Raw genomic sequence first — 25,081 nt, 5'->3', positions numbered from 1 at the left:
CGAGCTCACTCGCCGTCGGTCTCTGCCGACCCGCCGTCGAGGATCTCCTGGTAGTACGCGCGCAGCTCCTCACCGCCCGACGTCCGCCAGGTCTCGACCGCCGCGTCGAGGTCGTCGAGGGACTTGCGCCCGCGGGCGATGTCCTTCTCCAGGTCCTCGAACGGCTGGCCGAGCGACGCGTACTGCGCCGGCTCGGTGATCTGCAGACCGTAGAAGAGCGGCTCCTCGACGTAGGGCGCGGCGTCGGCCATCCACGTCGTGAAGTCCTCGACGAAGCCCGGGTACTGGACCTTGGCGTTCACCATGGGCGGGCCGACGAGGAAGATGTACGACGGCTGCACCTCGGTCGCGGCGAGCTCGGTGGCCACGGGGAGGCGGTTGTCGTCGAGCGTGTAGTGCACGTCCTCGACGCCGTAGTTGACGAGCTGGTACTCGGCGGTGCCGAACGGCGAGGCGAGGAAGTCGGCCGCGGAGAGGAGCTCCTCGATCGCGCCCTCGGTGTCGGTCTTCTTGAGGTACGAGCACATGCTCGCGGCGCCGCCCTTGAAGATCTTCGGCTCGCCGCCGTCGTCCGCGATGAGCGGGAGGGGCTGCTGCGAGAACTCGGGGTTCGACGGCAGGTTGCGGCCGAGCGCCTCGTGCCACGCCCCGACGCCGTCCGAGGTCACGAGGACCTGGCCGGACTCGAACCGCTCCTTGCCGTCACCGGACTCGGCGACCGCGTCGGGGTGCACGGCGCCGGACGCGTAGAGCGCCGCGATCCACTCGAGCGCGTCGCGGTACTCCTGCGTCTCGACGCGGTGGACGAGGTTGCCCTCCTCGTCCTGCGTCCACTTCGGCACGACGGAGAACATCTGCGTCGCGAGGATCCACAGGTCGTTGCTCCCCCACTGGCGAGCGTCGGCGTCGCTGAGCGACGAGACGAACTCGAGCGCCTCGTCCGCGTCCGTCGGCAGCTCCGTGCCCTCGGGCAGGAGGTCCGCGCGGTAGAACGTCGCGTCGTTGACCAGCTCGCCGGGGAGAGGCAGCCCGTAGAGCTTGCCGTTCCACATGCACGCGCGCCACGCGTCCGTCGGGATGTTCGCGAGGTTGGGGTAGTCCTCGACCTTGTCGCCCTCGAGGTACGGGGTGAGGTCGGTGAAGATCGTGTCGACGGCCTGGCCGAAGCGCGGCGGGACGTTCCAGGACGGGATGGTGACCCAGTCCGCGACGTCCTTCGGCGAGGCCAGCACGGCGGCGAGCTTGTCCCCGTAGGTGTTGCCGTCGGAGATCTGGAACGTGAGGTCGGTGCCGATCGCCTCGTTCACCGCGTCGAAGTACTGGTTGCCCTCGGTCGGCGGGATGGTCCCCCACAGCGGCGTCATGACGGTGTACGAGCCACCGGAGCCGGGCGGGGCGTCGAAGACCTGCACGAACTCCTCGGGCACCGTCTCGAAGCCGGCCGTCGAGCCCTCGACGCTCGGGAAGTCCGGCTCGACGTACTCGACCGGGACGTGGTTCGGGAGCACGGCGTCGTTGCCCACCTGCTGGTCCGGGTCGGCGACGTTGCCGCCGCCCCCGCCGCTGCACGCCGCCGTGAGTGAGACCGCTCCCACAGCCGCGAGGACGGCGCTCCAGCGCCGGCCGTTTCCGTGCCTGAATGCCCTCATCGACGTCGCACTCCTTCGTGACCTCGGGAGGGCTGCCGCTCTGCCGCCCTCCGGTGCCCGGGCCCCCGGGCAGCCTCGACATGCTCGGTGATGTCGAAGCGCTTCAACGGAGAGTACGGGCTGCCCCGGCCCAGTGCAAGACTCGTCAGGTCACCGTCGGGTCTCGGTACGGACACCGCCGTCCGGCCCGAGACGTGTGGCACCATGGGCGCGATGCGTCGCACGGTCGCGACGCGGCGTCGAACCGTTTCGAACCCGAATTCGACGTGATCCCGTGCCAGGAAGGACGATGCCGTGCCGCCCGAGGCGATCACCGACGTACCCCCGTACCTGCGCGAGGAGCTGCCCGTCCCGGTCCGGGCGGCAGACCTCCTCGAGCGGCTCACGCCCGACGAGCGGCTGGCCCTGCTGCACCAGCACGCACCGGCCGTCGACCGCCTCGGGCTCGCGCCGTTCCGCACCGGCACCGAGGCGCTGCACGGCGTCTCGTGGCTCGGCACGGCGACGGTCTTCCCCCAGCCCGTCGGCCTCGCGGCGACGTGGGACCCCGAGCTGCTGCGCCGCGTCGGCGAGGCCGTCGGCACCGAGGTGCGCGCCAAGCACGCGGCGGACGCGACCGTGAGCCTCAACGTGTGGGCCCCGGTCGTCAACCCCCTGCGGCACCCGCGCTGGGGCCGGAACGAGGAGGGCTTCTCCGAGGACCCGCACGTGACGGCCTGGCTCGCGAGCGCCTACGCGCGCGGCCTGCGCGGGGACCACCCGCGCGTGTGGCGGACGGTCCCGACGCTCAAGCACCTCCTCGCGTACTCGAGCGAGACCGACCGCGCCGTCACGAGCTCGCACGTCCCGCTGCGCCTCCTGCACGAGTGGGAGCTCCCGGCGTTCCGCGGCCCGCTCGCCGACGGGACGGCCGGCGCGGTCATGCCCGGGTACAACCTCACGAACGGCCGGCCCAACCACGTCGCGCGCGGGATCCTCGACGAGATGCGCTCGTGGACCGACGGATCGATCGCCGTGGTCTCCGACGCCGCGGCGCCCACGAACCTCGTCGTCGGCGAGCGGTACTTCCCCGACCACGTCGCCTCGCACGCCGCGTCGCTGCGCGCGGGCGTGGACTCCTTCACGGACAACGACGCCGACCCGCACCTCACGCTCGAGCGCCTGCGGGTCGCGCTCGAGCAGGGGCTGATCTCGCAGGACGACGTCGACCGGGCGGCGCTGCGGGTCCTCGAGCTGCGCCTGCGCACGGGCGAGCTCGACGTCGCCGACGACCCCTGGTCCGGGGTCGGGCCGGACGCTCTCGACCTGCCGGCGCACCGGGCGCTCGCGCGCGAGGCCGTCGCGCGCTCGGTCGTCGTGCTGCGCAACGACCCTGCCGGCACCGGGGCGCCCGTGCTGCCGCTCCCGGCGGCCCCGGCGCGGGTCGCGGTCGTCGGACCGCTCGCGGACCGCGTGCTGCACGACTGGTACTCCGGGACCCCGCCGTACACGACGTCGGTGGCCGCGGCCGTCGCCGCGCGCTACCCGGACGCCGAGGTCACGGTCGCCGACGGCTCCGACCGCGTCGCGCTGCGCTCGAACACCACGGGCGCCTACCTCGAGGTCGGCGACGACCCGGCGGTCGTCACCGCGAGCTCCGCGACCGGCGGCGCGAGCGCCCACCTGGACGTCACCGACTGGGGCGACGGCGTGCTCACGCTGCGCTCGGTCGCGACCGGTCGCCTGCTCAGCGGGGCCTCGTGGGTCGTGTCGGCCGACGCCGACCGCGTGGGCGGCTGGGTCGTCCAGGAGAGCTTCCGGCGTCACCTGCACGGCGACGGCACGTGGTCCCTGCAGCACGTCGCCTCGGGACGGTGGCTGCGCGTGCAGCACGGCTCGGGCCTGCTCGTCGCGGAGGCCTCCGGGCCGGACGGGGCCGAGCGCTTCGTCTGGCGCACGGTCCGCGCGGGCCACGAGGCGGTCGCGCAGGCCGCGCGCGACGCGGACGCCGTGCTCGTCGTCGTGGGCAACGACCCGCACCTCGCGGGCCGCGAGACCGAGGACCGTCCGCACCTCGCGCTGCCGTCGGCGGCCGAGGAGGTGTGGCGCGCGGCGCGGGACGTCACCGAGCGCGCCGCCCTCGTCGTCGTGTCGAGCTACCCGTACGTCCTGGGTCCGGCGACGCACGACGCCGCCGCGGTCGTCTGGTCGTCGCACGGCGGCCAGGAGCTCGGCCCCGGGCTCGTCGACGTCCTGTCCGGCGACGCCGAGCCGTCGGGTCGCCTCGCGCAGTCGTGGCCGGCCGCCGAGGACCAGGCCGGCCCGCTGCTCGAGTACGACGTCCAGCGTGCGGGGGCGACGTACCGGTACGCGGACCGCGAGCCGGCGTTCGCGTTCGGGCACGGCCTGACGTACTCCCACGTCACGTACGCGGGGGTGACGCTCGACCGCGGCAGCGTCGACGCCCCGGCCGCCTGGTCGGCACGCGCCGTGCCGGACGCGGGTCGGGTGGTGGCGCGCGTCGTCGTGCACAACGGCGGCGACCGCCCCGCGGAGGAGCTGGTCCAGCTCTACGCCCTCGCCCCCGCGGGCCTTGCCGTGCCCGCGCCGCGACGCGTGCTCGTCGCGCACGCGCGCGTGCGGCTCGACGTCGGCGAGCGCCGGGAGGTGACGCTCGCCGTCGACCTCGCGCGCCTCGCGGTGTGGGACGTGACGGCGACCCCCGCCGACGACCGGCTCGCCGACCTGCTCGCCGGCGCCGATCCCGACCTGCACGTCGGGGCGTTCCGTGTGCAGGCGGGTACCTACGTCCTCGCCGCGGGCCCGTCGAGCGCCGAGCTCCCCGTCCGCGCGACGCTCCGGGTCGACGGCGTCGACCCGGCTCCCCGTCACGGTCCGGGCCTGCTGCTCCCGGCCCACGCGTTCAGCGCGTACGACGGGGTCGTGACCGCCGAGAGGACGGCCGAGGCGGGGTGGGCCGTCGACGTGGCGCCGGGACGCCGCGACGGGTGGGTCGCGTTCGACCGGGTGGACCTCACCGGCGTGGGGACGGTCGTGCTCGACGTCGCCCGGACCGGGCCGGGCACGGCACGCCCCGTGCAGGTCGAGGTGCGGGCGTCGGGGACGGACGACGCGTGGGTCGCGCTCGCGGTCGTCGAGCCCGGCCAGGTCGCCGGGAACGACGCCGACACCCCGGTGCGCCACCGGTGGCACGAGGTCGCGGGCGGTGTCGACGGCCCGCCCGCGCGACAGGCCGACGGCCCGGCCCACGGCCGGGCCGAGGCCCACGACGTGCGCGTGGTCGTGCCCGCAGGCGTGCGGCTCGGGGCGGTCCGCCTCGCGGGGACCGCGTCGGACGGCTGAGCCGCACGGCGAGACGGGCGGGGCGCGCCGACGTGCAGCACGCGCCGGGAGGGACCGATCTCCCTCCCGGCGCGCCGGTCAGCGGTCCGTGACGTCCGCGCCGCCCCGCAGGACGAGCCGGACGCGCAGGTCGGCGTCGGTCACGACGACGTCGGCCCGCCGGCCGGCGACGAGGCCACCCACGTCGTCGCGGCCGAGCACCTGCGCGGGCGTCCAGGACGCTGCGCGGACGGCGTCGACGAGCGGCACGCCCGACGCCACCGTCTCGCGCACGACGTCGAGCAGGTGGAAGGTCCCGCCCGCGATCGCCCCGCCGTCGGTGAGCCGTGCGACGCCACCCGCGACGGTGACGTGCACCGGCCCGAGCTCGTACGCGCCGTCGGCCATCCCGGCGGCAGCCATGGCGTCGGTGACGAGCGCGACGGCGTCCGGACCCGCCGCTGCCCCGCCGTCGACCCCTGCGCCGACGAGGTCCATGACGCTGCGGGTCGTGCCGGGCGCGAGGTGCGTGCCGTCGGCGACGAGCTCGACGACCATCTCCCCGCGGGCCGCGGCCGCGAGGCACGCGGCGACCGGGCCGGGCTCGCGGTGGTGGAGCGGACGCATGCCGTTGAAGAGATGGGTCGCGGTGAGGCGCGCGGTCGGGCGCCCGGCCGCGGCGAAGGCCGCGCGGGCCGCGGCGATCGCCGCGTCGGTCTGCTCGGTGCTCGCGTCTGTGTGCCCGATGGACGGGACCGCGCCCACCTCGACGAGCGTCTCGATCACCCCGCCCGGCCCGACGACGCCCGGTACCTCGGGAGCGACGGTCATCGTGCGCAGGTGACCGCGCGCGGCGGCCGCGATCGCGCGGACGAGGGCGGGGTCGCCGTCGAGCATGTCGTGCGGGTTCTGCGCGCCGCAGCGCACCGCGGACAGGAACGGTCCCTCGAGGTGGATCCCCGCGAGCTCACCCGCGTCCGCGAGGTCCGCGAGCGTCGCGGCGCGCTCCAGCAGGACGTCGCGCGGCGCGGTGACGAGCGACGCGACCAGGCTCGTGGTGCCGTGGCGCAGGTGCTCCCGGGCGGCGACGCGCGCCTCGTCGGCGCTCGTGGCGTCGGGGAAGCTCGCCCCGCCGCCGCCGTGGTCGTGCAGGTCGACGAGGCCGGGCAGGAGCGTGACGTCGTCCGCCGGAGCAGTCGCGGGGTACCCCGCCGCCTCTGCGTCGGCGCGCGGTCCCACCCAGGCGAGGCGCTCGCCGTCCACGACCACGACCCCGTCGTCGAGCACCCCGTCCGGGGTGACGACACGACCGGTGAGGACGATCGGGGCCGGGTGCTCGCCGGGACGCGGCGCTGGGTGCTCGTGAGCCATGCGGCCATTGTGGCGCACTTCGTACACCCGGCGCACAAACTCCCCGGTCAGGCGCCGCGAGACCGCAGGAGCCGCGCCGCACCCCGGCCGAGATGGCCCGCGAACACGCGCTGGAACGTGGGCACGGCCCACGAGATCGGGCGCAGCCACCACAGCACGGGTCTGCTGAAGACCTCGACGCGCCACCACAGGTCGCCCGCGTCGTCGCGCTCGACGGCGAAGAGTTCCTCCCCCACGAACGCGTGCCCGGGGAGCGTCCCGTAGCCGAACGCGACGCGGTCCTCGCCGCGCTCGACCCAGACGACCTCGCAGCACTCCCGCAGCACGATCGGACCGACGCCGAGCAGCGTGGTCACCCGACCACCAGGGGCCGCGACGGGGGCGTCGGCCTCGACCCGGACCCGCGCCGCGGCGTGGACCTGCCACGCGAGGAGCTGCTCGCCCAGCCACACGAGGTCCTGCGGCGGGTGCGCACGCCGTGACAGCCGTCGACGCACGGTGAGGTACCGGTAGCCCGCGGGGCGGTCCCCCGTGCGCGTGGCCCCGACCTCGGGGTAGGTGAACGTCATCGTGTCCTCCAGGTGTCGGCCCTCTGCCGGGCGGGACGGTCCGTCGCGCGGTCGCGGACGAGAAGTCGCAGCCCGAGCAGGCTGCACAGCACGAACCCGAGCGCGTTCGCGACCCCGTGGGTCGCGGCCATGACGTCGAGGCTCGGGTGCGGGAGGTCGAGCGCCTCGCCCGCTGCCCACCACACGGCGAGCAGCATCGAGAGCGCGACGACGATGGCGCCTCCACCGACGAGCGCACGAGCAACGGGGTCACGCCCGCCCGGGGCGAGCGACCGCACCGCGGCGAGCGACCGCACCGCGGCGAGGGCGGTGGCCCAGAGCGCGGCCGTGAGCACGAGCGCGCCCAGCAGCTCGGCGACGTCGCCGACGAAGTAGCCGACGAGCACGAGGAGCGTGCCGACGGGGACGCCCCAGGCGCCGACGACCGCACCCGCGTCGTCGGGCGCGAGGTGCGCGACCGTCCCCGCGACGAGCGCCGCGCCGAAGCCCGCGTACAGCATGTGCGGCACGGTCAGCGCGAGATAGGTGCCCGAGAAGCCGAGCAGTCCCCAGCCCGCCCGTTCCGCGACGAGCGCGCTCGCGCCCACGGCCGGTGTCGCGAGCGCGACGACCGTCGCGAGGTCGGCGCCGAGGGCGGACCACGACGCGAGCCGGTGGCCGTGCTCGTCCGACGACGCTGTCGACGCGGGCACCGGCGGGCCGCTCGGCGGCTGAGCGCGGCGCGAGGTGGTCGTCCGCCGCACCGCCCCGAACGCGACGCGGGCGGCGGCGCAGAGCAGCACGACCGTGGCGGCGGCGAACGCCGCAGCGAGCACCGCGGCAACCGGCCCGCGTGGCAGCACGAGGCTCACCGCGCCCGCGAGGCCGGCCAGCGGCCACGCGACGCTGCGCGGCGCCGGCACCGGCGGCGCACCGAGCAGCCGCAGCCCCAGCGGGAGGACCACGACCAGCCCGAGCACGACGAGCGCCGTCACCACCGCCATGCCGCCGGCGCTCATGCCCGGTCACCCACGACGTCGGGGTGGACCGACCGCACGAGGCGCAGCGCGTCGTCGACGACGCCTCGCGCGACCGGGAGCCGGGCGAGCCGGACGACGTTCCCGACGAGCCCCGACCCTCCCGCGACGAGCCGGCGCGTGCGGGCGAAGCCCGGCGAGGTGTCGTGGACCCAGAAGAGCGTGACGCCGAGCTGGGCGAGCCACAGCAGCTCGGGCAGGTCGGCCCGCAGCCGCGCCGGGACCGCCGGCTCTGCTCCGGCCACGACCTGCTCGAACAGCTCGCGCGACTGCTCGCGGGCCGCGGTCGACGCGCCCGAGAACGGGCTGGCGTCGGAGCCGGGCCGGATCGCCACCGACACGAACTCGGCGCCGAAGGCGTGGAACGGGGCGAACGCGTCGACCGACGTGCCCCAGACGCCGCGCACCCGCTCGGCGAGCGTGCCCCCGGCCGCGAGGGCCGGCGCCGCGAGCGTCGCGTGCTCGCGCTGCACGTCGAGGTAGAGCTCCTGGACCAGCGCGTCCTTCGACGGGAAGTGGTAGTACGCGTTCCCGGTGCTCACGCCTGCCTCGACGGCGATCGCGCGCATCGTCGTGCGCTCGTACCCGACGTCGCGCAGCATGCGGATGGCGACCTCCCGCACGTGCGCCCGCGTGCGCTCCGACTTGGCCGTCGCACCGCTCACCGCGCCACCCGGACCACATTTCTGAACATGTTCAAAACTTAGCAGACGAAGGCGCCCAGCCCCACCACGAAGGAAGAACCCCCGCGATGCCGAGGCGAGGAGGACCTGTCGGGCGCCCCACGAGGACGAGCGAGGGCGATGGTGACGGGCGGGGCGCGACGCCAAGGGCGGATCGGTGGCGAGGGCGAGGAGCGGCGAAGGCGAGGAGCGGCGAAGGCGAGGAGCGGCGAAGGCGAGGAGCGGCGCAGGCGAGGAGCGGCGCAGGCGAGGAGCGGAGAAGGCGAGGAGCGGCGCAGGCGAGGAGCGGCGCAGGCGAGGAGCGGCGCAGGCGAGGAGCAACGAGGGCGAGGAGCAACGAGGGCGAGGAGCAACGAGGGCGGACGGGACGGGTCCCGGCGGGTCGTGGCGGGTCTGGCGGGAGGACCCGAGGAACGAGGGTCCGGATGGTAGACCCGCCGGGACCCGTCCCGTCCGCCCACCCGACCACCACCACCGCGACCACCCCGTCGCGAACCGGACGGCGGCTCAGAAGAGGCGCGAGTCCACGTCGTCGACGCCCCGCATCGCGTCGTAGTCGAGCACGAGGCACCCGATGCCCCGGTCCGTCGCGAGCACGCGAGCCTGGGGCTTGATCTCCTGCGCCGCGAACACACCCCGCACCGGCGCGAGCAGCGGATCGCGGTTGAGCAGCTCGAGATAGCGGGTCAGCTGCTCGACGCCGTCGATGTCACCACGGCGCTTGATCTCCACCGCGACCGTCGCCCCCGTGGAGTCCTTCGCGAGGATGTCGACCGGGCCGATCGCCGTCGGGTACTCACGACGGACCAGGGTGTGCCCGCCCCCGAGGAGCTCGATCTGCGCGGCGAGCATCTCCTGCAGGTGCGCCTCGACGCCGTCCTTGACGAGCCCCGGGTCGACGCCGAGCTCGTGCCGGCTGTCGTGCAGCACCTCGTGCAGCTCGATCTCGAGCCGGTCGTCGCTCTTGGCGTGCTGGACGGCCCAGACCTCGCTCACCCCACGCTCGCGCGCCTCGGGAGTGGGCTCGAGCGCCGCGAGCGAGCACGGCGGGCTCATCCAGTTCAGCGGCTTGTACGACCCGCCGTCGGAGTGCAGGAGCACGCTCCCGTCGGCCTTGACGAGGAGCACGCGGGTCGCGAGGGGCAGGTGGGCCGACAGCCGGCCCGTGTAGCGGGCGGAGCAGCGGGCGACGACGAGGCGCATGGGGCGGCGGGTCCTCCGGGTCGGGGGGCGAGGAGGGCATCGGTCAGACGACGACGTCACGCCTGCCCGGTGGAGCGGCCTCGAGCCACGAGGCGAGGCCTTCGTACGCACCGCGGGACATCGTCAGCTCGAAGTCCTGGTCCTGGTAGCGGCAGCGCACGAGGTACGTGTCCGGGCGGGACTCCGCGGTCGTCAGCGGCTCCCGCCCGGTGATGAGCAGGTCGTGGCGCGACCAGGTCCGGGCGGGACGCAGCGAGAGGGACCAGCTGCGCCACCAGTCGATGCGCCCGACGCCGTAGTGCGCGATCCCGAGGGTCCACGACCCGTCGCCGCCCGCCGGACGGGCGCCGCACTCGAAGGAGCCGACGCGGTGCGAGAGCGCGCGCAGACGGAACGCTCCCAGCCCGGCCACCACCAGGACCGCGAGCAGCAGTCCGAGGGCGATCCAGGCGGGGAGCGTCATGGTCGTGCGGTCCCGGTGGTCAGCGGCTCGGTACGGACTCGACCGAGTCCGCCACGATCGTCACCTGGTTCGAGTCCACCGAGATGAAACCGCCCGTCACGTGGATCTCGGCGGGGGCTCCCTGTCCGCCCTTGATGCGGACCTGGCCCTCGCGCAGGACCGAGAGCAGCGGCGAGTGGTCCGCGAGGATGCCGATCTCGCCGTCCGCCGCGGGAGCGCTCACCTGCTGCGCGGTGCCCGACCAGATCTTGCGGTCTGCCGACACGAGGTCGACGTTCAGCTCTGCCACTGCAACTCCTCCATGCCCGGCGCTCGGTCCGGATCGGGTCCGGACACCGTCCCGGCGCTCCGTGGCCGGGACGACGTCCGTCGACGTTCCCCACGGTCCGTGGACGGACCGTGTGATGACGGTGCCGCGGGGTCGGGCCGAGCCGGCCCGACCCCGCGACGCACGTCAGGTCAGGCGCCGTACTCCTTCTGGATACGGGCCCAGTTGCGCTCGAGGTCCTCGAGACCGCCGATGTTGAAGAACGCCTGCTCGGCGATGTGGTCGAACTCGCCGTCCGCGATCTTCTTGAACGCCTCGATGGTCTCGCTCAGCGGCACCGTCGAACCGACGACACCGGTGAACTTCTCCGCCATGTACGTGTTCTGGGAGAGGAACTGCTGGATGCGGCGCGCACGCGCGACGACCGTCTTGTCCTCCTCCGAGAGCTCGTCCACGCCGAGGATCGCGATGATGTCCTGCAGCTCCTTGTTGCGCTGCAGGATCGACTTCACGCGCGTCGCGACGTCGTAGTGCTCCTGGCCCACGTAGCGCGGGTCGAGGATGCGCGACGTCGAGGCCAGCGGGTCGATCGCGGGGTACAGACCGCGCGACGCGATCTCGCGGGAGAGCTCCGTCGTCGCGTCGAGGTGCGCGAACGTCGTCGCCGGGGCGGGGTCGGTGTAGTCGTCCGCCGGGACGTAGATCGCCTGGAGCGACGTGATCGAGTGACCACGCGTCGAGGTGATGCGCTCCTGGAGCAGGCCCATCTCGTCCGCGAGGTTCGGCTGGTAGCCCACCGCGGACGGCATGCGGCCGAGAAGCGTCGAGACTTCGGAGCCAGCCTGCGTGAAGCGGAAGATGTTGTCGATGAACAGGAGCACGTCCTGCTTCTTCACGTCGCGGAAGTACTCCGCCATCGTGAGGGCCGACAGCGCGACACGCAGACGCGTGCCCGGCGGCTCGTCCATCTGGCCGAAGACGAGGGCCGTCTTGTCGAAGACGCCCGCCTCCTCCATCTCGACGATGAGGTCGTTGCCCTCACGCGTGCGCTCGCCGACGCCCGCGAACACCGAGACACCGCCGTGGTTCTGGGCGACGCGCTGGATCATCTCCTGGATGAGGACCGTCTTGCCGACGCCCGCACCGCCGAAGAGGCCGATCTTCCCACCCTGCACGTACGGCGTGAGGAGGTCGATCGACTTGATGCCCGTCTCGAACATCGTGGTCTTCGACTCGAGCTGGTCGAACGCCGGGGGGCGGCGGTGGATCGGCCAGCGCTCGGTGACCTCGATCGTCTCGCCCGGCTCGGCGTTGAGGATGTCACCGGTCACGTTGAACACGCGGCCCTTGGTGACGTCGCCGACGGGCACGCTGATCGGCGCGCCGGTATCGGTCACCTGGGCGCCGCGGACGAGTCCGTCCGTGGGCTTGAGCGCGATGGCGCGCACGAGCGAGTCGCCGAGGTGCTGGGCGACCTCGAGCGTGAGCGTGAAGCTCTTCTCGTCCTCGCCCTGCGAGGACAGGTCGATGTCGACCTGGAGCGCGTTGTAGATGTCGGGGATGGCGTCCGCGGGGAACTCGATGTCCACGACGGGGCCGATCACGCGGGCGACACGGCCGACGCCGGGCCCGCCGGAGTGCTCGACCTGTGCTTCCACGGTGGTGGCGGTCATTTCTGGCCTCGCTTCGCAGTGCCGGAGCGGGGTCCGGCGGTCTCGATGGAGATGGTCTGAGGAGTGGTGTCGCCGGCTCGGGCGACGGTGCGCGCTGTCATGACGCTGCCAGCGCGTCGGCACCCGAGACGATCTCGCTGATCTCCTGGGTGATGTCCGCCTGCCGCGCCTGGTTGGCCAGACGCGTGTAGGTGCGGATGAGGTCCTCCGCGTTGTCCGTCGCCGTGTGCATCGCGCGCTGGCGTGCCGCCAGCTCGGACGCCGCCGCCTCGAGGAGGCAGCTGAAGATGCGGCTGCGCACGTAGCGCGGGAGCAGCGCGTCGAGCACGGCCTCGGGCGACGGCTCGAAGTCGTACAGCGGCAGCACGTCGTGCTTGCCGGCGGGCGCGACGCCCTCGACGACCTCGAGCGGCAGCATGCGCACCACGCGGGGGCGCTGCGTCACCATGTTCACGAACTGCGTGTACACGATGTGCAGCTCGCTCACGCCGCCCTCGGCGGCCGGCGCGAGGAACGCCTCGAGGAGCGAGTCCGCGATCTCGGCCGCGACGTCGGCGTCCGGGGCGTCGGACCCGTACGACCACGTCCCCGCGAGCTCGCGCCCGCGGAACGTGTAGTACGAGATCGCCCGACGCCCGGACGCGTAGAGCGCGACGTCCTTGCCCTCGGCCGTGAGGCGCTCCACGAGACGCTCGGACTCGCGCAGGATCGACGCCGAGTAGGAGCCGGCCATGCCGCGGTCCGAAGCCACGACGAGCACCGCGACACGGTTCGTGTCGGTGCGCTCGCTCGTGAGCGGGTGCGAGGTCGAGGAGTGCGTCGCGACCGCGGACACGGCGCGCGTGATGGCACGCGCGTACGGGACCGACGCAGCGGTCCGCGCCCGGGCCTTGCCGATGCGCGAGGCCGCGATGAGCTCCTGCGCCCGGAACATCTTCTTCAGGGACTGCGTCGACTTGATCCGCTGCTTGTAGACGCGCTGGGATCCGGCCATGCTCAGCCCCTCTTCTGGCGGACGATCTGCTCCTGCTCGACGTCCACGCCCTCGTCCTCCGCCGCGTCCCCGCCGACCAGCGGCGAGCCGTCGGCCTTGAGGAAGCCGGCCCGCACGGCGTCGACCGCCGAGGCGAGCTGCGCCTCGGTGTCCTCGGCCAGCTTGCCGGTGTCGGCGATCACCGAGAGCACGTCCGTGTTGCGGCGCAGGTGGTCGAGCATCTCGGACTCGAAACGGCGCACGTCCTCGACGGGGACGTCGTCCAGCTTGCCCTTGGTGCCCGCCCAGATGGACGCGACCTGCTCCTCGACCGGGTACGGCGTGTACTGGCCCTGCTTGAGCAGCTCCATGAGGACCGCGCCACGGGCGAGCTGGCCGCGCGAGGCCGCGTCGAGGTCGGACGCGAACATCGCGAAGGCCTCGAGCGAGCGGTACTGCGCGAGCTCGAGCTTCAGCGTGCCCGAGACCTGCTTCATCGCCTTGACCTGCGCGGCACCACCGACGCGGGACACCGAGATGCCGACGTCGACGGCCGGGCGCTGGTCGGCGTTGAACAGGTCGGACTGGAGGAAGATCTGGCCGTCCGTGATGGAGATGACGTTCGTCGGGATGTACGCCGAGACGTCGTTCGCCTTCGTCTCGATGACCGGCAGACCCGTCATCGAGCCCGCGCCCAGCTCGTCCGACAGCTTCGCGCAACGCTCGAGGAGACGGGAGTGCAGGTAGAAGACGTCACCGGGGTACGCCTCGCGGCCCGGCGGGCGGCGCAGGAGGAGCGACACGGCACGGTACGCCTCGGCCTGCTTCGACAGGTCGTCGAACACGATGAGGACGTGCTTGCCCTGGTACATCCAGTGCTGGCCGATGGCCGAGCCGGTGTACGGCGCGAGGTACTTGAAGCCGGCCGGGTCGGACGCGGGAGCCGCGACGATGGTCGTGTACTCGAGCGCGCCGGCCTCCTCGAGGGCGCCGCGCACCGCGGCGATCGTCGAGCCCTTCTGGCCGATCGCGACGTAGATGCAGCGGACCTGCTTCTCGGGGTCGCCGGTCTCCCAGTTGGCCTTCTGGTTGATGATCGTGTCGGTCGCGATCGCCGTCTTGCCGGTCTGGCGGTCGCCGATGATCAGCTGGCGCTGGCCGCGGCCGATCGGGATCATCGAGTCGATCGCCTTGAGGCCGGTCTGCAGCGGCTCGTGGACCGACTTGCGGGCCATGACGCCGGGAGCCTGGAGCTCCAGCGCGCGACGGTCCTCGGTCTCGATCTCGCCGAGACCGTCGATGGGGTTGCCCAGCGGGTCGACGACGCGACCCAGGTAGCCCTCGCCGACCGGGACCGACAGGACCTCGCCCGTGCGACGGACCTCCTGGCCCTCCTCGATGCCGGTGAACTCGCCGAGGACGACGACACCGATCTCGCGGACGTCGAGGTTCAGGGCGAGACCGAGGGTCCCGTCCTCGAAGCGCAGCAGCTCGTTGGCCATCGCGCCGGGCAGACCCTCGACGTTGGCGATGCCGTCGGCGGCCAGGGAGACCCGGCCCACCTCCTCGGACACGGCGCCCTCGGGCTCGTAGGACTTCACGAAGCTGTCCAGAGCGGCCCGGATCTCCTCCGGCCGGATCGTCAGCTCAGCCATTGCTCTTCTCCTGTCGTAACCGCGCCTCGTGGTTCGGGTGCGGTCGAACGTGTGTGGGTTGTGCGGCCGGTGGCCGGCGGTCGGTCGTCGGTCGGGAGATCGTCGGCTCGCGGGCGTCAGCTCACGAGTCGCCGACGAGCGTCGGCGAGACGGGACAGGACGGTGGAGTCCACGACGTCGGCACCCACCTGCACGCGCAGCCCGCCGAGCACGGCCGCGTCGACCGTGACGTTGAGCTGCACGGCGCGGCCGTACGCCCGCTCGAGCAGCGCACCGAGGCGGGTGAGCTGCGCGGTGTCGAGGACGACGGCCGACGTGACCGAGGCCACGAGGCGCTGGCGCCGCTCGGCCGCGATGTCGCCGAACCAGCCGAGCGTGGGCACGAACCGCCGACCGCGCAGCGCACGCGTCGCGTGCTGGGCGAGCACCGCCGTCACGCGGTCGACCTTCCCGTCGAGCAGCGTGGCCACGAAGGCCGCGCGCCGCTCCGGGTCGGTCCCGGCGTCGGAGAGGACCTGTCGGGCCTCGCGCTGCCCGACGAGCGAGCGCGACACGCGGAAGAGCTCGTCCTCGACCTTCTCGAGGGCGCCCCGCGACTCGGCCGAGGCGAGCACCGCGTCGAGGCCGAGGCGCTCGATCGCGTCGCCCAGGTCGCGCTCGTGCGACCAGCGCGAGCGGACGACGCCCGCCACGAGGTCGACGACGCGGCCGTCGAAGCCCGAGCCGAGGACCGCCGCCACGAGCGCGGCCTTGTCGTCGCCCGACCGCGAGGGGTCGGCGAGCCCGCGCCGCAGCGGCGCCGACGCGTCGAGCGCCGCGGTGACGGCGAACAGCTGCTCACCCAGGGTGAGGCCGTCCTCCCCCGCCGACCGCAGGACCGGTTCGAACCGCTCCCGGGCCCGGTTCAGGGACTCTCCGCTCGTACCGCGCATCAGCTCTCCTCTGCGGCCCGACCGCCGACGGCGCTCGCCGTCGCGGGACCCGCGGCCTCGAGCTCGTCGAGGAAGCGGTCGACCACACGGCTCTGGCGCGCCGAGTCGGCGAGGGACTCGCCGACGATCTTCGACGCGAGCTCGGTCGCGAGCAGGCCGACGTCGTTGCGCAGCGAGATCGCCGCCTGCTGACGCTCCGCCTCGATCTGGCGGTGCGCCGTCTCGACGATGCGCGCCGCGTCGTCGGACGCCTTGGTCCGCAGGTCGGCCACGATGGCGCCGCCCTCGGCACGCGCCTCCTCGCGGATCTTCGCAGCCTCGGCACGCGCCTCCTGGAGCTGCTGGTGGTACTCCGCCAGCGCCGCCGCGGCCTCCGCCTGGGCGGACTCCGCCTTGGCGAGGCCACCCTCGATCTTCGCGGTGCGCTCGTCGAGCACCGACTGGAACTTCGGGAGGATCGCCTTGTAGAAGACGACCGCGATGACCAGGAGGACGACGGACGACCAGAGGATGTCGTACGGGGCGGGGAGGAACAGGTCAATGCCCTGCGGCTCCTCGCCCGTCTCCGCCGCGACGTTCAGCGCGGCGGTCGCCAGCGCCGACATCACGCCGTGAAGAGGAAGCCGGCGACGAGACCGAGCAGCGCGAGCACCTCGACGAACGCGACACCGATGAACATGGTGGCGCGGAGCTGCCCGGCGACCTCGGGCTGGCGGGCGATGCCCTCGATGGTCTTGCCGATGAGGATGCCGAGACCGATGCCCGGGCCGATCGCGGCGAGGCCGTAACCGACGGTGCCGATGTTGCCGGTGACCTCAGCGAGAGTGGTGACGTCCACGATTGCTCGTTCCTTCCGTTGGGCGCCCGACCGGGTGACCGGGCGTCGCGTTGGTACTGCGCTTGATGGTGTGTCTGGTGGAGCGGAGTCGGCGCACGACCCAGCGGGTCAGTGCTCCTCCTCGAGCGACATGTTGATGTACACGGCCGCGAGGAGCGCGAAGATGTAGGCCTGCAGGAACGCCACGAGGATCTCGAAGAGCGTGATCGCGAAGCCGCCGACGAGCGTCAGTGCGCCGAAGGCCTTCATCGCGGGCACGGCCTCGAACACGAAGTACTGCGTCGCTGCGAAGCACAGGACGAGCATGATGTGCCCGGCGATCATGTTGGCCGCGAGTCGGATGGCCAGCGAGGCGGGCCGGATCACGAGGATCTGCAGCAGCTCGATCGGCGTGACGATGAGGTAGATCGGCCAGGGGATGCCCGGGGGGAAGAGGTTGTTCTTCAGGTAGCCGCCGAGGCCGTGCTTCTTGATGCCGACCGCCCAGTAGGTGACGAACACCCACAGCGCGAGCATGATCGGGAGACCGATGCGGGACGAGCCCGCCAGGTTGAGCCCGGGGATCACGCTCGTGATGTTGAACGCGAGGACGGCGAAGAAGATCGTCGCGATCATCGGGACGAACCGGCGCGCGTTCTCCTTCCCCATGATCTCCTCGACGATCTGGACGCGCACGAAGTCGATGAGCATCTCGAGGGCGTTCTGGAACCGTCCGGGGACGAGCCGCGCGCGACGCGCCCCGATGACGAAGATCGTCAGCAGGACGACGGTCGCGACGACGCGGATGATCCAGATGCGGTCGATCTGGAAGATCGTGTCCTCGAAGAGGATCGCCGGGGGGAAGAAGTCGGCGATGGACGGCGCGTGGAAGCCACCTTCGCTCTCTGAAGCAGCGAGGAGCACGGGGGTCGCAAGCGTGGACAGGGTGGACTCCCAATGGTCGTGTGGTCCGGGCACTCACCACGCGATCGTGGGCACGCCGTCGGACCTGGCCGTCATGGATTCGCCGCTAGCCTAACGTATGGATCGGCGTGCTCACGCCGATCCTGGGGCGCTTGTGACTTTTTGCTCATGCGCCCCGGGCAACCGTCGCGGCGGGGCGCGGGGCGCCTCGCGAGGGTCAGGCGCGCGGCTCGACGTACGGGATCCTGCCGCGGTTCACGGCCCGGTAGTCCATCACCGCGGAACCGATCACGCCGACGAGCAGGACGCCCGCGAACACCCACCGGTCGTAGAAGTCCAGACCCCGCAGCACGACGAGGACGGCGATCAGGACGACCATCTTGACGAGCCAGCTCCCCATGACGACGGCCGCCGTCGTCGTGGGGCTCGAGTCGACGGTCCGGAGCATCGCCCAGACGGTGGTGGCCGAGAAGACGAGGGCCACCGCGACGCCGAGCAGCGCGCCCCAGACGCCCGGCACGCCCGCGACCAGCGCACCGACCGCGACGCCCAGCACCGTGAGCGCCCCGAGGAGCACCAGGACGTCGCGCAGCGCGGTGCGGAAGACCGCGCGCACGGCCTGACCGTGCGGCCCGATCGTCTGCTCGTCGGCGCCGACCGTCCGCTCGTCGGCGCCCCGGCTCGGCTCGTCGGGCCCCTGCGCGGAACGGGCGGTCTCGTCGTCGGGGCGCGCGGGCTCGGGCAGGTTCGTGGACATCTCAGGCTTCCTTCGAGGGGAGGGTCGGGCTGGTCGCGACGGTCGGACCGGTTGGAGCGGTCGGACCGGTCGGCACCGTGGGCTGCGCGGCGGTCGTCGGCTCCTGGTCGTCGAGGAACCGGCCGCGGGTGCGCAGCGGGCCGAGCGTGAGGAGCAGCGCGACGACGGCCGCCACCCCGAGCCCGATCGCCACCGTGCGCACGTCCCAGTAGACGAGGGCGACGGCGCCGAACGCGAACACCGCGGTCCAGACGTAGAGGATGAGGACCGCGCGCCGGTGCGAGTGCCCGATCGCGAGCATGCGGTGGTGCAGGTGCATGCGGTCGGGGTGGAAGGGCGACTTGCCCGCGAGCACCCGGCGCACGACGGCCATGCCCATGTCGAGCAGGGGCAGCAGGATGACGGCGAGCGGCAGGAGGAGCGGGATGTACGCGGGCAGGGTCGCGGCCCCGGACGTCACGCCGGGATCGATGTTCCCGGTGACGACGATGGCCGCGCCGGACAGGACGAGGCCGAGCACCATCGACCCCGAGTCCCCCATGAAGATGCGCGCCGGGTTGAAGTTGTGCGGCAGGAAGCCGACGCACACGCCCACCAGGGCCGCCATGACCAGCGTCGCGAGGCTCGAGTAGTCGTCGGGGTTCGTGCGCAGCGTCAGCACGTAGGAGTAGAGGAAGAAGGCGGTCCCGCCGATCGCGACGAGGCCCGCGGCGAGACCGTCCAGACCGTCGACGAAGTTCACCGCGTTCATCGCGACGACCACGACGAGGATCGTCACGGCGAGCTGCATGCGCGACGACGGCAGCGTCAGGAGGTCCCCGGTCGGGAGCGTGTAGAGCACGACGCCCTGCGCCGCCATGAGGCCCGCGGCGAGCACCTGCCCGGCGAGCTTGGTCATCCAGTCGAGGTCCCAGATGTCGTCGGCGACGCCCAGCAGGCACACGATCGCCGCGGCACCGAGGATGCCCCACACCCGGCTGTCCACGTAGGGCACACCACCGACGTCCCGCACGAAGACACCTTCGAGGAACGGCATCTGCGAGGCGAGCACGACCGCGACGACGAGCCCGAGCAGCATCGCGACGCCCCCGAGCCGCGGCGTCGGGATCGTGTGCACGTCGCGCGCGCGCACCGCGGTGATCGCGCCCGTCCGCATCGCCACCCACCGGGCGAAGGGCGTCGTCAGGAACGTCACCGCGGCGGCGACGAGCATGACGAGCAGGTAGACCCTCACCCGCCGTTCGCCTCCGGCGCGCTCTCCGTGTTCTCGTCGCCGGCCTCGTCGCGTGCAGGGTCCGGGGTCGCAGCGCTCGCGTCCTCGGGCCCGTCGACGGGCGCGATCTCGCGCAGGCGCTCGAGGGGGACGGCACCGGCCCGCACGACGCGCAGCGTGCCCGACGTCGCGTCGACGATCGTCGACGCCACTCCCCCGGGCGCGACGCCGCCGTCGAGGTAGACCGCGACGGACTCCCCGAGCTGGGCGCGCGCGTCGTCGACGTCGAGCGCGGCGGGACTGCCGGTCCTGTTCGCGGACGACACCGCGAGCGGCCCCGTGCGCCGCAGGAGGGCGAGCGCCGCCTCGTGGTCGGGCATGCGCAGCGCGACCGTCCCGTGCGTCTCGCCGAGGTCCCACGCGAGCGACGGCTGAGCCTTGAGGATGATCGTGAAGCCGCCCGGCCAGAGCTCCTCGACGAGGCGGCGCGCGTCGTCGGGCACCTCGGTCGCGAGGCCGTCGAGCGTCCGCGCGTCGGGGACGAGGACAGGAGGCGGCATCTGCCGGCCGCGGCCCTTCGCGCCGAGGAGCGCGGCGACGGCGTCGGCGTCGAACGCGTCGGCGCCGATGCCGTAGACGGTGTCGGTGGGCAGGACCACGAGGCCGCCGCGGGAGACCGCGTTGACCGCCTCGTCGATCCCGGGGCCCCAGCTGTTGGGGTCGGTCACGGGGTGGACGGAGCTCACGGGTCCAGTCTTCCACGCTCGTCGGCCCGCTCGGCGCCGCGCGCCGCGAGGGTGTCCGCGCGGCGCGCGACCACCATCCGGTCGCGACCGGTGAGGTCCGTCAGGGTGCGGACGTCGACGAACGCCCCGGTCGCCTCGACCATGGCGCGAGCCGCCGCGGCCTGGACCTCGGCGTGCTCCATGACGTACACCCCGCCCGGGCGCAGGAGGCGGACCGCGGCGGCGGTCACCCCGCGCGGCACCTCGAGCCCGTCCGCGCCGAGGCCGTAGAGGGCGACCGCCGGGTCGTGCTCCGCGACCTCGGGGTCGCGCGGTACGGCGTCGGGTGGCACGTACGGCGGGTTGGACACGACGACGTCGCACGCGCCGTCGAGCCCGCCGGCGGCCGGAGTGCCCGCGAGGGCGCGGCGGGCGTCGCCGCGCACGAGCTGCACGACGGCGCCCGTCACCTCGCGCACGGCCGCGACGTTGCGCGCCGCCCACGCGTGCGCGTCCGCGTCGAGCTCGACCGCGTGCACCTCGGCGCCCGGCACCTCGCTCGCCACGGCGAGCGCGATCGCGCCGGAACCCGTGCACAGGTCGACCACGACGGCGCGGCCCTCCCGCGCGACGACCACGGCGGCCTCGTCGACCGCGACCTGCGCCACCTGCTCCGTCTCGGGCCGCGGCACGAAGACCCCCGGCCCGACGGCGAGCTCGAGGTGCCGGAACGGCGCGCTCCCCGTGAGGTGCTGCAGCGGGACGCGGTCCGCGCGCCGGGCGACGAGGTCCGCGAAGACCCGCACCGCGTCGTCGGGCAACGGACGGTCGAGCACGACGAGCCGCCGCACCTCGCCCGTGGACACCGCGAGAGCATGCCCCAGCAGGAGCTCGGCGTCGGCGCGGGACGACGGAACTCCGGCCTCGCCGAGCAGGACCGTCGCCCAGCGCACCCACGCAGCAGGACGGGCGTCCGGAACCGCCTCAGGCATCGCCGGCAGCCGCGAGCCGCGCGGCCTCGTCCGCGTCGATCGCCGACCGGACGACCGGGTCGAGGTCGCCGTCGAGCACGTGGTCGAGGTTGTACGCCTTGTACCCCGTGCGGTGGTCCGCGATGCGGTTCTCGGGGTAGTTGTACGTCCGGATGCGCTCGGAGCGGTCGACGGTGCGCACCTGCGACCGGCGCAGGTCGGCCGCCTCCGCCGCGGCCGCCTCCTGCTGGGCGGCGAGCAGGCGCGCGCGCAGGACGCGCATCGCCTGCTCGCGGTTCTGCAGCTGCGACTTCTCGTTCTGCATCGACACGACGATGCCGGTCGGCACGTGCGTGATGCGCACGGCCGAGTCCGTCGTGTTGACGGACTGCCCGCCCGGCCCGGACGAGCGGTAGACGTCGATGCGCAGGTCGTTCGGGTCGATCTCGACCTCGCCGGCGTCCTCGACCTCGGGGAACACCAGCACGCCGGCGGCCGACGTGTGGATGCGGCCCTGCGACTCCGTCACGGGGACGCGCTGCACGCGGTGCACGCCGCCCTCGTACTTGAGGTTCGCCCAGACGCCGAGCTCGGGCGCGGTCGGGGCGGACCGTGCCTTCACGGCGACCTGGACGTCCTTGTAGCCGCCGAGGTCGGACTCCGTCGCCTCGATGACCTCGGTCTTCCAGCCGCGCCGCTCGGCGTACCGCAGGTACATGCGCAGGAGGTCTCCCGCGAACAGTGCCGACTCCTCGCCGCCCTCGCCCGCCTTGATCTCGAGGATGACGTCGCGGCCGTCGTCGGGGTCGCGCGGGACGAGCACGCGACGCAGCCGTTCCGCCGCCTCGTCGGCCACCGCGCGCAGCGCGGGGAGCTCCGCGGCGAAGCCCTCGTCCTCGTCGGCGAGCTCGGCCGCGGCCTCGGCGTCGTCGGACGCGTCACGCCACGCCCGGTAGGCGCCGACGACCTGGTTGAGCTCGGCGTAGCGCCGGCCGAGGGAGCGGGCCCGCGCGGCGTCGGCGTGCACGGCCGGGTCGGCGAGCTGTGCCTCGATCTCCGCGTGCTCGGCGAGGAGCGGCCGCGTCGCGGCGAACTGGTCGGTCACGAGGGCTCCTCGGGGCAGCGGGGACGTGCAGGGCCGTGCAGACGTGCAGACGTGCAGACGTGCAGACGTGCACGGTCGTGCTGGCACGTGCGGCGTGCGAGCGGTGTCGCGGGAAGGCCCCGGACAACGCGACAGCGCCGGCGGTCCGAGCTCGTCGACTGCCCCTGGAGAGGTTGTCGGACTCGGACCACCGGCGCTGCGGGGGTGCTACTTGTCGGCGTCCTTCTTGCCGTAGCGCGCCTGGAACCGGGCCACGCGGCCACCGGTGTCCAGGATCTTCTGCTTGCCCGTGTAGAACGGGTGGCAGGCGCTGCACACGTCCGAGCTGATCTTGCCGGACGTCTCCGTGCTGCGCGTCACGAAGGTGTTGCCACAGGTGCACGTCACCTCGGTGACGACGTACTCGGGGTGGATACCAGACTTCACGATTGCTCCTTGGGTGAGATGCCTCCGGGTCAGGCCGGGTCACCCCGTGCCTGTGAACCGCAGGCGGGCCCGCGTGACGCAGGCCGACGAACCATTGTGCCAGAACGCGGGACCGTGCCGAAATCTTCCCGGCACGGCCCCGTGAAGAGCCTCGGCCGCGGGCGCGGCCCGGAGGCGGGTGTCAGATCGTGCGACCGACGTTCTCGTCGTCCGCGAGACCGCTGGGCGTCGTCTTCTGCACGTGCAGCAGGAACTCGACGTTCGTCGCGGTCTTCTTCAGCTGGCCGAGCAGCAGCTCGATCGCCTGCTGCTGGTCGAGCGCACCCATGACGCGGCGCAGCTTGTAGACGATGCGCAGCTCGTCCTGCGAGAGCAGCACCTCCTCGCGGCGCGTGCCGGACGCGTTCACGTCCACCGCGGGGAAGATGCGCTTGTCGGCGAGGTTGCGCGACAGGCGGAGCTCCATGTTCCCGGTGCCCTTGAACTCCTCGAAGATGACCTCGTCCATCTTGGACCCGGTCTCCACGAGCGCGGACGCGAGGATGGTGAGCGAGCCACCGTTCTCGATGTTGCGCGCGGCGCCGAAGAACCGCTTCGGCGGGTAGAGCGCCGAGGCGTCCACACCACCGGAGAGGATGCGGCCCGACGCGGGCGCCGCGAGGTTGTACGCGCGGGACAGACGCGTGAGCGAGTCGAGCAGCACGACGACGTCCTGGCCCAGCTCCACGAGACGCTTCGCGCGCTCGATGGCCAGCTCGGCGACGATCGTGTGGTCGGACGCCGGGCGGTCGAACGTCGAGGCGATGACCTCGCCCTTGACCGTCCGCTCCATGTCCGTGACCTCTTCGGGCCGCTCGTCCACGAGCACCACCATGAGGTGGACCTCGGGGTTGTTCGCGGTGATCGCGTTGGCGATCTGCTGCATGATGATCGTCTTGCCGGCCTTGGGCGGCGCGACGATGAGGCCGCGCTGACCCTTCCCGATCGGGGCGACGATGTCGATCACGCGCGGGGTGAGGCGCGTGGCCTCCGGGTTCTCCAGGCGCAGCCGCTCCTGCGGGTACAGCGGCGTGAGCTTCGTGAAGTCGGGGCGCTCGCGCGCCTCGTCGGGCGACATGCCGTTCACGGAGTCGAGGCGCACGAGCGCGTTGAACTTCTGGCGCGCCGTGTTGGCCGCGTTCTCGCCGTCGCGCGGCTGGCGCACGGCGCCGACGATCGCGTCGCCACGACGCAGGCCCGACTTCTTGACCTGGCCGAGCGAGACGTAGACGTCGTTCGCGCCGGGCAGGTAGCCGCTCGTCCGGACGAACGCGTAGTTGTCGAGGATGTCGAGGATCCCGGCCACGGGCAGCAGCACGTCGTCGTCGGCCACCTCGATGTCGTCGAGGCCCGCGACGTCCGGGCCCTGGCGACCGCGACCACGCTTGCGGTCCCGCTCCCGGCCACGGTCGCGACCACGGCGACGGCGCCCGCCGCGCTCGTCGTCGAGCAGGGCCTGACGGTCCGCTGCACGCTCGCCGCGCTGGGCACCCTGGTCGCCCTGGCGCGGAGCCTGCTGCCGCTCGGCCTGACGCTCCTGCTGGCGGTCGGGCTGCCGCTCGCCGCGCTGGGCGGCCACCTCGGCCGTGCCGTCGCCCGACGGCGCGCCGGCGCCCCGGCCCGAGCGGCGCGACCCACGCTCGCCCGTCACGAGGCCGACCGCCGCCGCAGCACGGGCGGCGCGCTCGTCGGGCGTCTCGCCGTCCTCGCGCGGACGCACGCCCTGCTCGCCGAGCGCCTCGGCGACCGCAGCGGCGGCCTCGGGACGCACGTCGCGGGAGCGGTCGCGCCGCGAGCCGTTGCTCCGCGCGTCGTCGGCGCGGACGGGCAGGTCGAGCACGGGGGCGGCGCTGCGGTCCTCGCGGCTCGCCGCCGCGGGCGCGTCGGAGCGCGTCTCGGTGGTCTCGGCCGCGGCGCTCGCGGGCCGGTCCGCGCGGCGGCTGCGCGCCCGCGCGGGACGTGCCTCGGCGCCGTCCTGGGACGCTGCGGCCGGAGGCGTGTCGTTCTGGGGCGCCGCGCCCGCGGCACGCGCGGGGGCGCTCTGCTCGCCGGTGCGAGCACGGATGACGTCCACGAGGTCGCTCTTGCGCATCTTGGACGTGCCCTTGACCCCGAGCTGCGAGGCGAGCGCCTGGAGCTCCGGGAGACGCAGCGCGCCGGTCCGGGCCTGACCGCCTGCAGCGGCCGTACCGGTCGCGCTGCTCGTGGCGGTGTCGATGGTGTCTGTCACGAAGGACCCTTCCCCCTCGTTTGCGCCCACCTCTCAGAGGGTGGGCCGCGGGTGGTCGACGCCCGGCGCGTGACGGCCGGAGCGCAGGTGTTACCACG

General features: G+C 73.3%; 23 protein-coding genes. 1 reads left to right on the top strand and 22 read right to left on the bottom strand.

Translation table 11 applies throughout. The features are described from left to right. Positions 1-5 precede the first annotated feature (5 nt). Positions 6-1,649, bottom strand: coding sequence for an extracellular solute-binding protein (locus ACZCLJ_RS19675; protein WP_463104981.1), 1,644 nt, complete (start codon positions 1,647-1,649; stop codon positions 6-8). 294 nt (positions 1,650-1,943) lie between these two features. Between ACZCLJ_RS19675 and ACZCLJ_RS19670 the strand changes: the two genes are divergently transcribed. Next, entirely contained in the window at positions 1,944-4,991 is a 3,048-nt protein-coding gene (locus tag ACZCLJ_RS19670; RefSeq protein WP_463104980.1) for a glycoside hydrolase family 3 C-terminal domain-containing protein, read from the top strand. A 78-nt stretch (positions 4,992-5,069) separates the two neighbouring features. On the opposite strand, the gene ACZCLJ_RS19665 is transcribed toward ACZCLJ_RS19670, so the two are convergent. From ACZCLJ_RS19665 to rho, 21 genes are all read right to left on the bottom strand, one after another. Next, on the bottom strand, positions 5,070-6,341 hold the full coding sequence (locus ACZCLJ_RS19665) for an N-acetylglucosamine-6-phosphate deacetylase (protein WP_463104979.1): 1,272 nt from the start codon (positions 6,339-6,341) through the stop codon (positions 5,070-5,072). 47 nt (positions 6,342-6,388) lie between these two features. Continuing rightward, positions 6,389-6,910, bottom strand: coding sequence for a DUF1990 family protein (locus ACZCLJ_RS19660; RefSeq protein WP_251150261.1), 522 nt, complete (start codon positions 6,908-6,910; stop codon positions 6,389-6,391). Beyond that, a complete protein-coding gene (locus ACZCLJ_RS19655) occupies positions 6,907-7,908 on the bottom strand; it encodes a YndJ family protein (RefSeq protein ID WP_463104978.1) in 1,002 nt (333 codons plus the stop codon). Before ACZCLJ_RS19655 ends, ACZCLJ_RS19660 begins: the two co-directional genes overlap by 4 nt. Beyond that, the gene (locus tag ACZCLJ_RS19650) at positions 7,905-8,591 is read right to left on the bottom strand and encodes a TetR family transcriptional regulator (protein ID WP_463104977.1); all 687 of its coding nucleotides are present in this window, start codon (positions 8,589-8,591) and stop codon (positions 7,905-7,907) included. The genes ACZCLJ_RS19655 and ACZCLJ_RS19650 overlap by 4 nt, the downstream gene beginning before the upstream one ends. Positions 8,592-9,116: 525 nt before the next feature. Next, complete coding sequence (gene nucS / locus ACZCLJ_RS19645) at positions 9,117-9,812, bottom strand: endonuclease NucS (protein ID WP_463104976.1); 696 nt, start codon at positions 9,810-9,812, stop codon at positions 9,117-9,119. Between the two features lie 43 nt (positions 9,813-9,855). Next, positions 9,856-10,275: a DUF2550 domain-containing protein gene (locus ACZCLJ_RS19640; protein WP_251150264.1), complete on the bottom strand. Its 420-nt coding sequence runs from the start codon at positions 10,273-10,275 to the stop codon at positions 9,856-9,858. Between the two features lie 19 nt (positions 10,276-10,294). Beyond that, a complete protein-coding gene (locus tag ACZCLJ_RS19635) occupies positions 10,295-10,564 on the bottom strand; it encodes a F0F1 ATP synthase subunit epsilon (protein WP_251150265.1) in 270 nt (89 codons plus the stop codon). Positions 10,565-10,734: 170 nt separating this feature from the next. Then, a complete protein-coding gene (gene atpD, locus ACZCLJ_RS19630; protein ID WP_251150266.1) occupies positions 10,735-12,216 on the bottom strand; it encodes a F0F1 ATP synthase subunit beta in 1,482 nt (493 codons plus the stop codon). A gap of 97 nt (positions 12,217-12,313) precedes the next feature. Then, positions 12,314-13,210, bottom strand: a complete 897-nt coding sequence (locus ACZCLJ_RS19625; protein ID WP_251150267.1) for a F0F1 ATP synthase subunit gamma — start codon at positions 13,208-13,210, stop codon at positions 12,314-12,316. Positions 13,211-13,212: 2 nt separating this feature from the next. Continuing rightward, entirely contained in the window at positions 13,213-14,844 is a 1,632-nt protein-coding gene (atpA, locus tag ACZCLJ_RS19620; RefSeq protein ID WP_251150268.1) for a F0F1 ATP synthase subunit alpha, read from the bottom strand. A gap of 116 nt (positions 14,845-14,960) precedes the next feature. After that, a complete protein-coding gene (locus ACZCLJ_RS19615; RefSeq protein ID WP_463104975.1) occupies positions 14,961-15,776 on the bottom strand; it encodes a F0F1 ATP synthase subunit delta in 816 nt (271 codons plus the stop codon). Next, positions 15,776-16,381, bottom strand: a complete 606-nt coding sequence (locus ACZCLJ_RS19610; RefSeq protein WP_251150590.1) for a F0F1 ATP synthase subunit B — start codon at positions 16,379-16,381, stop codon at positions 15,776-15,778. The genes ACZCLJ_RS19615 and ACZCLJ_RS19610 overlap by 1 nt, the downstream gene beginning before the upstream one ends. Beyond that, positions 16,381-16,614, bottom strand: a complete 234-nt coding sequence (locus ACZCLJ_RS19605; protein WP_141389322.1) for an ATP synthase F0 subunit C — start codon at positions 16,612-16,614, stop codon at positions 16,381-16,383. Before ACZCLJ_RS19605 ends, ACZCLJ_RS19610 begins: the two co-directional genes overlap by 1 nt. A gap of 108 nt (positions 16,615-16,722) precedes the next feature. Further along, a complete protein-coding gene (atpB, locus tag ACZCLJ_RS19600) occupies positions 16,723-17,517 on the bottom strand; it encodes a F0F1 ATP synthase subunit A (protein WP_251150270.1) in 795 nt (264 codons plus the stop codon). 217 nt (positions 17,518-17,734) lie between these two features. After that, positions 17,735-18,274, bottom strand: coding sequence for a hypothetical protein (locus ACZCLJ_RS19595; protein WP_251150271.1), 540 nt, complete (start codon positions 18,272-18,274; stop codon positions 17,735-17,737). A 1-nt stretch (position 18,275) separates the two neighbouring features. Next, positions 18,276-19,508 (bottom strand): glycosyltransferase family 4 protein, encoded by a 1,233-nt coding sequence (locus ACZCLJ_RS19590; protein WP_463104974.1) that lies wholly within the window; start codon positions 19,506-19,508, stop codon positions 18,276-18,278. Next, positions 19,505-20,233, bottom strand: a complete 729-nt coding sequence (locus ACZCLJ_RS19585; RefSeq protein WP_463104973.1) for an L-threonylcarbamoyladenylate synthase — start codon at positions 20,231-20,233, stop codon at positions 19,505-19,507. Before ACZCLJ_RS19585 ends, ACZCLJ_RS19590 begins: the two co-directional genes overlap by 4 nt. Further along, positions 20,230-21,204: a peptide chain release factor N(5)-glutamine methyltransferase gene (prmC, locus tag ACZCLJ_RS19580; protein WP_463104972.1), complete on the bottom strand. Its 975-nt coding sequence runs from the start codon at positions 21,202-21,204 to the stop codon at positions 20,230-20,232. The genes ACZCLJ_RS19585 and prmC overlap by 4 nt, the downstream gene beginning before the upstream one ends. Continuing rightward, complete coding sequence (prfA, locus tag ACZCLJ_RS19575) at positions 21,197-22,288, bottom strand: peptide chain release factor 1 (RefSeq protein WP_251150275.1); 1,092 nt, start codon at positions 22,286-22,288, stop codon at positions 21,197-21,199. Before prfA ends, prmC begins: the two co-directional genes overlap by 8 nt. Before the next feature lie 207 nt (positions 22,289-22,495). Further along, positions 22,496-22,714, bottom strand: a complete 219-nt coding sequence (gene rpmE / locus ACZCLJ_RS19570; RefSeq protein ID WP_251150276.1) for a 50S ribosomal protein L31 — start codon at positions 22,712-22,714, stop codon at positions 22,496-22,498. 181 nt (positions 22,715-22,895) lie between these two features. Further along, entirely contained in the window at positions 22,896-24,983 is a 2,088-nt protein-coding gene (gene rho / locus ACZCLJ_RS19565) for a transcription termination factor Rho (protein WP_463104971.1), read from the bottom strand. Positions 24,984-25,081 lie beyond the last annotated feature (98 nt).

The organism is Cellulosimicrobium sp. So1_17 (assembly GCF_055181235.1).
Note: the sequence above shows the minus strand (reverse complement) of the source record. Positions and strands in the feature narration are given on the sequence as shown.

What these genes read in the sequence shown, in the direction of transcription:
- ACZCLJ_RS19610 (WP_251150590.1), bottom strand. Translation starts at nt 16,381, where the DNA reads ATGTCGGCGCTGGCGACCGCCGCGCTGAACGTCGCGGCGGAGACGGGC.
- ACZCLJ_RS19640 (WP_251150264.1), bottom strand. Translation starts at nt 10,275, where the DNA reads ATGACGCTCCCCGCCTGGATCGCCCTCGGACTGCTGCTCGCGGTCCTG.
- ACZCLJ_RS19595 (WP_251150271.1), bottom strand. Translation starts at nt 18,274, where the DNA reads ATGTCCACGAACCTGCCCGAGCCCGCGCGCCCCGACGACGAGACCGCC.
- ACZCLJ_RS19615 (WP_463104975.1), bottom strand. Translation starts at nt 15,776, where the DNA reads ATGCGCGGTACGAGCGGAGAGTCCCTGAACCGGGCCCGGGAGCGGTTC.
- nucS (WP_463104976.1), bottom strand. Translation starts at nt 9,812, where the DNA reads ATGCGCCTCGTCGTCGCCCGCTGCTCCGCCCGCTACACGGGCCGGCTG.
- ACZCLJ_RS19675 (WP_463104981.1), bottom strand. Translation starts at nt 1,649, where the DNA reads ATGAGGGCATTCAGGCACGGAAACGGCCGGCGCTGGAGCGCCGTCCTC.
- atpA (WP_251150268.1), bottom strand. Translation starts at nt 14,844, where the DNA reads ATGGCTGAGCTGACGATCCGGCCGGAGGAGATCCGGGCCGCTCTGGAC.
- prmC (WP_463104972.1), bottom strand. Translation starts at nt 21,204, where the DNA reads ATGCCTGAGGCGGTTCCGGACGCCCGTCCTGCTGCGTGGGTGCGCTGG.
- ACZCLJ_RS19655 (WP_463104978.1), bottom strand. Translation starts at nt 7,908, where the DNA reads ATGAGCGCCGGCGGCATGGCGGTGGTGACGGCGCTCGTCGTGCTCGGG.
- ACZCLJ_RS19665 (WP_463104979.1), bottom strand. Translation starts at nt 6,341, where the DNA reads ATGGCTCACGAGCACCCAGCGCCGCGTCCCGGCGAGCACCCGGCCCCG.
- ACZCLJ_RS19625 (WP_251150267.1), bottom strand. Translation starts at nt 13,210, where the DNA reads ATGGCCGGATCCCAGCGCGTCTACAAGCAGCGGATCAAGTCGACGCAG.
- ACZCLJ_RS19660 (WP_251150261.1), bottom strand. Translation starts at nt 6,910, where the DNA reads ATGACGTTCACCTACCCCGAGGTCGGGGCCACGCGCACGGGGGACCGC.
- atpD (WP_251150266.1), bottom strand. Translation starts at nt 12,216, where the DNA reads ATGACCGCCACCACCGTGGAAGCACAGGTCGAGCACTCCGGCGGGCCC.